This is a genomic window from Burkholderia sp. Tr-20355 (assembly GCF_017104685.1).
GTDB lineage: Bacteria > Pseudomonadota > Gammaproteobacteria > Burkholderiales > Burkholderiaceae > Burkholderia > Burkholderia seminalis.
This window is the reverse complement of record NZ_JAAGPK010000231.1, coordinates 1-9,653: the sequence shown is the minus strand read 5'-3', so window position 1 is coordinate 9,653 and position 9,653 is coordinate 1. Positions and strand designations below refer to the sequence as shown.

Here is a 9,653-nt window from a genome sequence, read left to right as displayed (position 1 = left end):
CCGTTGCCCAGCACATCGACCCTGAAATGACGCCGAGCGCGAACACCAGCGCCGCCTTGCGGCCCTGGTTCGCGGCCACCGACATGATCGCCAGGTTGCTCGGCCCCGGGCTGGCCGTGCCGATGAATTAAGCCGTATAGGCGAGCAGCCGTTCGTGGTCGCGCCGGCGGCGAGCGCCGCCGTGCCGGTCCAGCCGGCGAGCGTCGCGGTCGCGGCAGGCCAGTCGGTGATCGAACTGAAGGTCAAGCAGGATTGCTGGTTCAGCGTGCGCGACAAGAACGGCAAGGAGCTGTTCTCGGCGCTGGTGCGGGCCGGCGAGACGAAGCAGGTCGCCGGCGACGGGCCGTTCAAGGTCACGATCGGCAACAAGGCGGGCCTCGACGCAGTCGCGTTCGACGGAAAACCTGTCGATCCGGCGAAATATTCGGCAGCGCGGGGTAATGTGGCACGGTTCACGTTGCCCTGACGTCAAGCGCCGTGGCGAAGGCCTGTCGTCGATCTCGGCAGGCCGTGAGGGCACGGCGCTTTTTCAATTCATGCGCCGTGTCGCGGCGCATTCCGCGTAAATGGATCTATCGATGCAATCCGAAGCTCAATCCCCACGCAGCAGTCAGATTTGTTCAACCGAGCCGGTGTTCGGCGGGCATCAGCCGCGCCGCGTATCGCATGCGGTGGATGTCCGCTGGGGCGGGCAGCTCGTGACGATCGGCGGCGACGCGCCGGTGCGCGTGCAGTCGATGACGAATACCGACACGGCCGACGCGATCGGCACGGCGATCCAGATCAAGGAACTCGCGAACGCGGGCTCCGAACTGGTGCGCATCACGGTCAACACGCCCGAGGCCGCGGCCGCCGTGCCGGCGATCCGCGAGCAGCTCGACCGGATGGGCGTGACCGTGCCGCTCGTCGGCGATTTTCACTACAACGGCCACCTGCTGCTGCGCGACTACCCGGGCTGCGCGGAGGCGCTGTCGAAGTACCGGATCAACCCCGGCAACGTCGGCCAGGGTGCGAAGCGCGATACGCAGTTCGCACAGATGATCGAGGCCGCGGCCAAGTACGACAAGCCGGTGCGGATCGGCGTGAACTGGGGCAGCCTCGACCAGGATCTGCTCGCGCGCATGATGGACGAGAACGGCGCGCGTTCGCAGCCGTGGGACGCGCAGAGCGTGATGTACGAGGCACTGATCCAGTCGGCGATCGGCTCGGCCGAACGGGCGGTCGAACTCGGCCTCGGCCGCGACCGCATCGTGCTGTCGTGCAAGGTCAGCGGCGTGCAGGACCTGATCGCCGTGTACCGCGAGCTCGGCCGCCGCTGCGGCTTTGCGCTGCACCTCGGGCTGACCGAGGCCGGCATGGGCTCGAAGGGCATCGTCGCGTCGACGGCCGCGCTCGGCGTGCTGCTCCAGGAAGGGATCGGCGACACGATCCGCATCTCGCTGACGCCGGAGCCGGGCGCGTCGCGCACGGGTGAAGTGATCGTCGGCCAGGAAATCCTGCAGACGATGGGCCTGCGTTCGTTCGCGCCGATGGTGATCGCGTGCCCGGGCTGCGGCCGCACGACGAGCACGCTGTTCCAGGAACTCGCGATGCAGATCCAGACCTACCTGCGCGAGCAGATGCCGGTCTGGCGCAAGGCGTATCCGGGCGTCGAGAAGATGAACGTCGCGGTGATGGGCTGCATCGTCAACGGTCCGGGCGAATCGAAGCACGCGAACATCGGCATCAGCCTGCCGGGTTCGGGCGAGAACCCGGCCGCGCCCGTCTTCATCGACGGCGAGAAGGTCAAGACGCTGCGCGGCGAGCGGATCGCCGAGGAATTCCAGCAGATCGTCAGCGACTACGTCGCACGCAATTACGGCCGCACCGAGGCCCTGAACTAATTCGTCCACACACACGAACGATGACTGAACAGAAACGCAAGATCGAGAAGCTCACCGGCGTCAAGGGCATGAACGACATCCTTCCGCAGGATGCCGGCCTGTGGGAGTTCTTCGAAGCAACCGTGAAATCGCTGCTGCGCGCATACGGCTACCAGAACATCCGCACGCCGATCGTCGAACACACGCAGCTCTTCACGCGCGGCATCGGCGAAGTCACCGACATCGTCGAGAAGGAGATGTACAGCTTCACCGACGCGCTGAACGGCGAGAACCTGACGCTGCGCCCGGAAAACACCGCGGCCGTCGTGCGCGCGTCGATCGAGCACAACATGCTGTACGACGGCCCGAAGCGCCTGTGGTACATCGGCCCGATGTTCCGTCACGAGCGTCCGCAGCGCGGCCGCTACCGCCAGTTCCATCAGGTCGGCGTCGAGGCGCTCGGCTTCGCGGGTCCCGATGCGGATGCCGAGATCATCATGATGTGCCAGCGCCTGTGGGACGACCTCGGCCTGACCGGCATCAAGCTCGAGATCAACTCGCTCGGCCTGGCCGAAGAGCGCGCCGCGCACCGCGTCGAACTGATCAAGTACCTCGAACGGTTCGCCGACGTGCTCGACGAGGACGCGAAGCGCCGTCTGTATACGAACCCGCTGCGCGTGCTCGACACGAAGAATCCCGCGCTGCAGGAGATCGCGCAGAACGCGCCGAAGCTGATCGACTTCCTTGGCGAGGCATCGCGCGCGCACTTCGAAGGGCTGCAGCGCCTGCTGCTCGCGAACAACATTCCGTTCAAGATCAACCCGCGTCTCGTGCGCGGCCTCGATTACTACAACCTGACCGTGTTCGAGTGGGTGACCGACAAGCTCGGCGCGCAGGGCACGGTCGCGGCCGGCGGCCGCTACGATCCGCTGATCGAGCAGCTCGGCGGCAAGCCGACCGCCGCGTGCGGCTGGGCGATGGGAATCGAGCGGATTCTCGAGCTGCTGAAGGAAGAGGATCTCGCGCCCGAGCAGGAAGGCGTCGACGTGTACGTCGTGCACCAGGGCGAGACCGCGCGCGAACAGGCGTTCATCGCGGCCGAGCGCCTGCGCGATACGGGCCTCGACGTGATCTTCCACTGCAGCGCCGACGGCGCGACGGCAAGCTTCAAGTCGCAGATGAAGCGGGCCGACGCGAGCGGCGCCGCGTTCGCGGTGATCTTCGGCGAAGAAGAAGTCGCGAACGGCACGGTGGGCGTGAAAGCGCTGCGCGGTGCGGGCGCGGACGGGGAAAAGAACGTTCAGCAGACCGTACCGGTCGAAAGCTTGACCGAATTCCTAATCAATGCGATGGTTGCATCCGCCGAAGACGGCGACGACTGATCGCGCTGGCGTTCGCTCGACAAGAAAGGCCTGAACAGGAAGGAATCGCTCGCCGATGAGTTATCACGACGAACAAGAATCGATTGAAAGTCTCAAGGCGTGGTGGGCCCGCTGGGGCAACCTCACCACGTGGATCGTGCTCGCGGCGCTCGTCGTCGCGGCCGGTTTCAACGGCTGGAACTACTGGCAGCGCCGTCAGGCTGCCGAGGCGTCCGGGCTGTACGAGCAGGTCCAGAAGGCCGCCGCCGCGAACGACAAGGCGACGATGGCCCGCGCGGCCGCCGACATGGAAGACAAGTTCGGCAGCACGCCGTATGCACAGATGACGGCGCTCACGGCCGCTAAGACGCTGTATGCGGCCGGCGACGCGGCGGGCGCGAAGGCGCAGCTGCAATGGGCGGTCGATCACGCCAAGGACGACGAGTACAAGCAGATCGCGAAGCTGCGCCTCGCGTCGCTGCTGCTCGACGAAAAGGCGTACGACGCGGGCCTCGCGCTGCTGTCGGGCACGCCGGTCGAAGCGTTCAAGGGCCTCGTGGCCGATCGCCGCGGCGATCTGCTGGCCGCGCAAGGCAAGACCGACGATGCGCGCGCCGCTTACAAGCTCGCGCTCGACGGCCTGTCGAAGGACGACCAGTCCGCGCGCCAGCTCGTGCAGTTCAAGCTGGACGCGCTCGGCGGCTGAATCGCGGTCCCCTCAACCTCTTAACTTCTGCTTCGCTAACCGATGAATTTGCTGAAACGTTACGCTGTGCCCGTCGCCTGCGCGGCGGCTGTCCTCGCATTGGCGGCCTGCTCGTCGTCGAAGGACGCGCGCCGCGTGCCGACGCCGCTGACCGAGTTCAAGCCCGTCATGGACGTGCAACAGGTCTGGAAGGCAAGCGTCGGCAAGGGCGGGCGCTACCTGTTCTCGCCGGTGGCCGTGGGCGACGCCGTTTATGCGGCGGGCGAAAACGGTTCGGTCGAGAAGATCGATGCGAAGACGGGCCAGACCGTCTGGCGCGCGAAGGTCGGCTCCGACCTGTCGGCCGGGGTCGGCAGCGACGGCAACCTGACCGCGGTCGGCGCGCTGAAGGGCGGCGTGTTCGTGCTGGGTCCGGACGGCAAGCAACTGTGGAAGACCAGCGTGCAGGGCGAGATCTTCTCGCCGCCGCTCGTCGGCAACGGCCTCGTGATCGTCCGCACGATCGACGGCCAGGTGATCGCGTTCAACGCGCAGACGGGCGAGCAGAAGTGGAACTACCGCAACCGCGCGGTGCCGCTGAACCTGCGCGTGTCGGCCGGCATGACGTTCGCGGGCGACGCGGCGGTGCTGGCGGGCTTCCCGGGCGGCGGTCTCGTCGCGATCAACCTGCAGACGGGCGAGCCGTTCTGGCAGACCCCGGTGTCGTTCCCGAAGGGCGTGACCGAGGTCGAGCGCATCAACGACGTCAGCGGCCCGCCGACGCTCGTCGGCGCGGAAGCCTGCGCGGTGACGTTCCAGGGGCAGCTCGGCTGCTTCGACGCGAACTCGGGCCGCCCGCTGTGGGAAAAGCCGTTCTCGAGCCGCAGCGGTCTGGCGCAGGACGATTCGGTGGTCGCCGGCGGCGACGACTGGTCGGTCGTGACGGCGTACGACGCGGCGTCCGGCAACCAGCTGTGGCGCAACGACAAGCTGAAGAGCCGTGACGTCGGCGTGCCGTACCTGCTCGGGCACGCGGTCGTGATGGGCGACTACAAGGGCTTCGTGCACTTCCTGTCGCGCGAAGACGGCAGCTTCATCGCGCGGATGAAGACCGACGGCAGCGCGATTACGGCGGCGCCGGTCCTCGCGGGCAATACGCTCGTCGTGCAGACGAAGGACGGCGGCCTGTACGGATTCCGTCCGCGCTGATAAGCAGGAAACACGTGTGGCCGCGGCGCGGCGGGCTTGTCCCGCGCGCCCCGGCCGTGCAGCATGAAGGCGGCCGGTGCTCCCGGCCGCTCGGTATTTGAAAGGCAGTTCGAGACGAAAGACGACGGCGCGCAACGCGCGCCCGGCGCGCGCATCCGGCGCGGCGCGAATTCGTGATATTTTCATTCAGCGCAGCCGCCCGCAGCAGCGGGCCTCCCGCTGCTGCGCATCACCGTAGAAAACACAGATGAAACCGGTCATTGCCCTCGTTGGGCGCCCCAATGTGGGGAAATCCACGCTGTTCAACCGGCTCACGCGCTCGCGCGATGCGCTGGTCGCCGACCTGCCTGGCCTGACGCGCGATCGCCATTACGGCGAAGGGCGCGTCGGCGAACGGCCGTACCTGGTCGTCGATACGGGCGGCTTCGAACCCGTCGCGAAGGACGGCATCCTGCACGAGATGGCGCGCCAGACGCGGCAGGCCGTCGAGGAAGCCGACATCGTCGTGTTCATCGTCGACGGCCGCAACGGGCTGGCGCCGCAGGACAAGTCGATCGCCGACTACCTGCGCAAGACCGGCCGGCCGATCTTCCTCGTCGTCAACAAGGCCGAGGGGATGCGGTACACGGCGGTCGCGGCCGACTTCTACGAGCTCGGGCTCGGCGACCCGCGCGCGATCTCGGCCGCGCACGGCGACGGCGTGACCGACATGATCAACGAGGCGCTGGCGGTGGCTTACGCCGACCGTCCGGAGGAAGAGGACGAGAACGACCCGTCGCGCGGCATCAAGATCGCGATCGTCGGCCGTCCGAACGTCGGCAAGTCGACGCTCGTGAACGCGCTGATCGGCGAGGATCGCGTGATCGCGTTCGACATGCCGGGCACGACGCGCGATTCGATCTACGTCGACTTCGAGCGCAACGGCAAGAAATACACGCTGATCGACACGGCCGGCCTGCGCCGCCGCGGCAAGGTGTTCGAGGCGATCGAGAAGTTCTCGGTCGTGAAGACGCTGCAGTCGATCTCCGACGCGAACGTCGTCATTCTTCTGCTGGATGCGCAGCAGGACATTTCCGACCAGGACGCGCACATCGCCGGCTTCGTCGTCGAGCAGGGCCGTGCGCTCGTGATCGGCGTCAACAAGTGGGACGGCCTCGACGAGCACGCGCGCGACCGCGCGAAAGCGGATTTGACCCGCAAGCTGAAATTCCTCGATTTCGCGAAATCGCACTTCATTTCGGCCGCGAAGAAGACGGGCATCGGCGCGCTGATGCGCTCGGTCGACGACGCATACGCGGCGGCGATGGCGAAGCTGCCGACGCCGAAGCTCACGCGCGCGCTGATCGAGGCCGTCGAATTCCAGCAGCCGCGCCGTCGCGGCCCGGTGCGTCCGAAGCTGCGCTACGCGCACCAGGGCGGCCAGAATCCGCCGCTGATCGTCATCCACGGCAACGCGCTCGACGCGGTCACGGAAACCTACAAGCGCTACCTCGAAAACCGGTTCCGCGAAACTTTCTCGCTGACCGGGACTCCATTGCGCATAGAGTTCCGTTCGTCGAACAACCCGTACGCGGACAAGGGCTGACGCACGCCTGTCATGCGTCCCGCAAGGGTAGGCCGTAAGGCCTGCGCGGCGGGCGGGGCAGGCAAAATCAGCTATAGTGTAGCGATTGGCGCCGGATCTCTTTTTCTTTCCCGCCAATCCAGATCAACCTGCAAAAAAAGATGGAGTACGCCATGAGCAACAAAGGGCAATTGTTACAAGACCCGTTTTTGAACGCACTGCGCAAAGAGCACGTTCCCGTTTCGATTTACCTCGTCAACGGCATCAAGCTGCAAGGGAACATTGAATCGTTCGACCAGTACGTCGTGTTGCTCCGTAATACGGTGACCCAGATGGTCTACAAGCACGCCATCTCGACGGTCGTGCCGGCGCGCCCGGTGAATTTCCACCCGGACGCGGAAGCCTCGTCCTAACCTATCGCAGCGGCCGGCATCCGGTCGCCGCGAGCGACCGATGCCAGCCGCCTTATCTTGACACCCGATAATTTGATCAACGCAGCGCTCGTCGGCATCGATTTCGGCAAGACCGATTTCGAAGCCAGTCTCGAAGAACTCAGTCTTCTCGCCTCCAGCGCGGGGGCCCGTCCCGCCGTCACCCTCACGGGTCGTCGCTCCAGTCCCGATGCCAAGATGTTCATCGGCAGCGGCAAAGCCGAAGAACTGCGGCTTGCCTGCGACGCGCACAACGTCGAAATCGTCATCTTCAATCACGCCCTGGCGCCGGCCCAGCAACGCAATCTGGAGCAGGCACTTAACAGGCGTGTGGTCGACCGCACCAGCCTCATCCTCGACATCTTCGCGCAGCGTGCCCGCAGCCATGAAGGCAAGCTGCAGGTCGAACTCGCGCAGCTTCAATACCTGTCGACGCGGCTCATTCGCGCGTGGACCCACCTTGAACGCCAGAAGGGCGGTATCGGCCTGCGCGGCCCCGGCGAAACGCAGCTCGAAACCGACCGCCGGCTGATCGGCGAGCGCATCAAGATGCTGAAGTCGCGGCTCGACCGGCTGCGCCGTCAGCACAGCACCCAGCGTCGGCAGCGCGCGCGCAGCGGCACGATGTCGGTATCGCTCGTCGGCTATACGAACGCGGGCAAGTCGACGCTGTTCAATGCGCTGACGAAAGCGCAGGCGTACGCGGCCGACCAGCTGTTCGCCACGCTCGACACGACGTCGCGGCGGGTGTACCTCGGCGACGAGGTCGGCCAGATCGTCGTGTCCGATACGGTCGGGTTCATCCGCGAGCTGCCTCACCAGCTCGTCGCGGCATTCCGCGCGACCCTCGAGGAAACGATCCACGCGGATCTGCTGCTGCACGTGGTCGATGCATCGAGCGCGGTCAGGCTCGAACAGATCGAGCAGGTCAACGGCGTGCTGCACGAGATTGGCGCGGACACGATCCGGCAGGTGCTGGTGTTCAACAAGATCGACGCGGTGCCTGAGCTGGCGGCCCGCGGCGACGCGGTCGAGCGGGACGAATATGGTAATATTTCGCGCGTCTTTTTGAGCGCGCGCACCGGTCAGGGTCTTGATACGTTGCGTGCCGCCATCGCCGAAATCGCCTCCGCGGAACACCTTTCCAGCGCGACGTTACCCAGCGGCGCGCTCGACGGCGCACCCGCTGAACCACACGAAGACCACACGATTTCCGAACACGGGCGCTAACCGGCCTCGGCCGGTTCGCCGGCGTCTTATCTGGTGAACAAACTCTGGTGAACGAATACAACGAGCGGATTACCTGGCGGCGGATGCGTGCCTTGCTGTCGATCAACGATCCCCGCTGGGGACGCGGCGAAGGCAATGGCAAGGACGGATCCCGTCCGCGTTCGAATGAATCGAAGCGTCCGCAAGGCGGCGACGGCGATGGTCCGCCCGATCTCGACGAGATGTGGCGCAACTTCAACCGGCGCCTGAGCGGCCTGTTCGGCGGCAAGGGCGGCAACGGCCTGCGTCCCGACAACGGCCGGGCCGCGCGAGTCGGCGTCGGCATCGTGATCGGCGTGCTGGTCGCGGTTTATGCGGGCAGCGGGCTGTTCGTCGTGCAGGACGGCCAGACGGGCGTCGTGCTGCAGCTCGGCAAGCTGTCGGGCACGGTTGGCCAGGGCGTGCACTGGCGCCCGCCGTATCCGTTCGCGTCCCACGAGATCGTCGATACGTCGCAGGTCCGCTCGATCGAGATCGGCCGCAACAACGTCGTGCGTCTGGCGAACGTGAAGGAAGCGGCGATGCTGACGCGCGATGCCGACATCGTCGACGTGCGTTTCATCGTTCAGTACCGGATCCGTTCCGCCACCGATTACCTGTTCCGTAGCGTCGACCCCGAGCGCAGCGTCTCGCAGGCCGCGCAGGCCGCGGTGCGCGCGATCGTCGGCACGCGCAGCGCGGCCGACATGCTGAACCAGGACCGCGACGCGCTGCGCGAGCAGCTGTCCACCGCGATCCAGCGCGATCTCGACCGCTACCAGTCGGGGCTCGAGGTGACGGCCGTCACGATGCAGAGCGTCGCGGCGCCCGAGCAGACGCAGGCCGCCTACGCCGAAGTCGCGAAGGCACGCGACGAGCGCGAGGCCGCGAAGCGCGCCGCGCAGGCGTATGCAAGCGACCTGCTGCCGAAGGCGCAGGGCGACGCCGCGAAGCTCGTCGACGAAGCGAAGGCGTATGCCGATCGCGTGGTCACGCAAGCCGAGGGCGATGCCGACCGCTTCAAGCAGGTCTACGCGCAGTACTCGAAGGCGCCCGCGGTGATCCGCGAGCGGATGTACCTCGAGACGATGCAGGAAATCTATTCGAACGCGACGAAGGTGTTCGTCGGCAACAAGGGCGGCAACAGCGTCGTCTACCTGCCGCTCGACAAGCTCGTCGAGCAGGGGCGGCAGAACGCCGCGGCGTCGACCGGCGCATCCGCGCCGGATGCGGCGTCGGTGCCGGCCGCCGCCGCACCGGCCGCGGCTACCGCCGCACCGGCCGCGGCTACCG

Annotated in this window: 9 protein-coding genes and 1 pseudogene; 9 read left to right on the top strand and 1 reads right to left on the bottom strand. The window is 66.5% G+C overall.

The genetic code is table 11. The features are described from left to right. Nucleotides 1-124 (bottom strand): LysE family transporter (locus G3N62_RS36475; protein WP_346778212.1); only part of this gene is annotated, 124 nt, incomplete at its 3' end. 42 nt (nucleotides 125-166) lie between these two features. On the opposite strand from G3N62_RS36475, the pseudogene G3N62_RS32500 reads away from it, so the two are divergent. The 9 genes and pseudogenes from G3N62_RS32500 to hflK form a co-directional block, all read left to right on the top strand. Beyond that, nucleotides 167-466, top strand: a pseudogene (locus tag G3N62_RS32500) (DUF4115 domain-containing protein); the annotation flags it as partial. Between the two features lie 112 nt (nucleotides 467-578). Beyond that, on the top strand, nucleotides 579-1,883 hold the full coding sequence (gene ispG, locus G3N62_RS32495) for a flavodoxin-dependent (E)-4-hydroxy-3-methylbut-2-enyl-diphosphate synthase (protein WP_034188974.1): 1,305 nt from the start codon (nucleotides 579-581) through the stop codon (nucleotides 1,881-1,883). A gap of 20 nt (nucleotides 1,884-1,903) precedes the next feature. After that, nucleotides 1,904-3,244 carry a histidine--tRNA ligase gene (gene hisS / locus G3N62_RS32490; RefSeq protein ID WP_034188638.1) on the top strand — a complete coding sequence of 447 codons (1,341 nt, stop codon included), beginning with the start codon at nucleotides 1,904-1,906 and terminating at the stop codon, nucleotides 3,242-3,244. Nucleotides 3,245-3,299: 55 nt separating this feature from the next. Beyond that, nucleotides 3,300-3,929, top strand: a complete 630-nt coding sequence (locus G3N62_RS32485) for a tetratricopeptide repeat protein (RefSeq protein ID WP_124669683.1) — start codon at nucleotides 3,300-3,302, stop codon at nucleotides 3,927-3,929. Between the two features lie 42 nt (nucleotides 3,930-3,971). Beyond that, nucleotides 3,972-5,117, top strand: a complete 1,146-nt coding sequence (bamB, locus tag G3N62_RS32480) for an outer membrane protein assembly factor BamB (RefSeq protein WP_034188636.1) — start codon at nucleotides 3,972-3,974, stop codon at nucleotides 5,115-5,117. A 247-nt stretch (nucleotides 5,118-5,364) separates the two neighbouring features. Next, complete coding sequence (gene der / locus G3N62_RS32475) at nucleotides 5,365-6,702, top strand: ribosome biogenesis GTPase Der (RefSeq protein ID WP_049029189.1); 1,338 nt, start codon at nucleotides 5,365-5,367, stop codon at nucleotides 6,700-6,702. A gap of 152 nt (nucleotides 6,703-6,854) precedes the next feature. Next, nucleotides 6,855-7,094: an RNA chaperone Hfq gene (gene hfq, locus G3N62_RS32470; protein ID WP_006399927.1), complete on the top strand. Its 240-nt coding sequence runs from the start codon at nucleotides 6,855-6,857 to the stop codon at nucleotides 7,092-7,094. Between the two features lie 72 nt (nucleotides 7,095-7,166). Beyond that, the gene (hflX, locus tag G3N62_RS32465; RefSeq protein ID WP_175029016.1) at nucleotides 7,167-8,342 is read left to right on the top strand and encodes a GTPase HflX; all 1,176 of its coding nucleotides are present in this window, start codon (nucleotides 7,167-7,169) and stop codon (nucleotides 8,340-8,342) included. A 47-nt stretch (nucleotides 8,343-8,389) separates the two neighbouring features. Continuing rightward, on the top strand, nucleotides 8,390-9,653 hold a 1,264-nt coding region (gene hflK, locus G3N62_RS32460; RefSeq protein WP_206141431.1), incomplete at its 3' end, for an FtsH protease activity modulator HflK.

Excerpts from the sequence above, each read along its gene's own strand:
- ispG (WP_034188974.1), top strand. The coding sequence starts at position 579 with ATGCAATCCGAAGCTCAATCCCCACGCAGCAGTCAGATTTGTTCAACC.
- hisS (WP_034188638.1), top strand. The coding sequence starts at position 1,904 with ATGACTGAACAGAAACGCAAGATCGAGAAGCTCACCGGCGTCAAGGGC.
- G3N62_RS32485 (WP_124669683.1), top strand. The coding sequence starts at position 3,300 with ATGAGTTATCACGACGAACAAGAATCGATTGAAAGTCTCAAGGCGTGG.
- bamB (WP_034188636.1), top strand. The coding sequence starts at position 3,972 with ATGAATTTGCTGAAACGTTACGCTGTGCCCGTCGCCTGCGCGGCGGCT.
- der (WP_049029189.1), top strand. The coding sequence starts at position 5,365 with ATGAAACCGGTCATTGCCCTCGTTGGGCGCCCCAATGTGGGGAAATCC.
- hfq (WP_006399927.1), top strand. The coding sequence starts at position 6,855 with ATGAGCAACAAAGGGCAATTGTTACAAGACCCGTTTTTGAACGCACTG.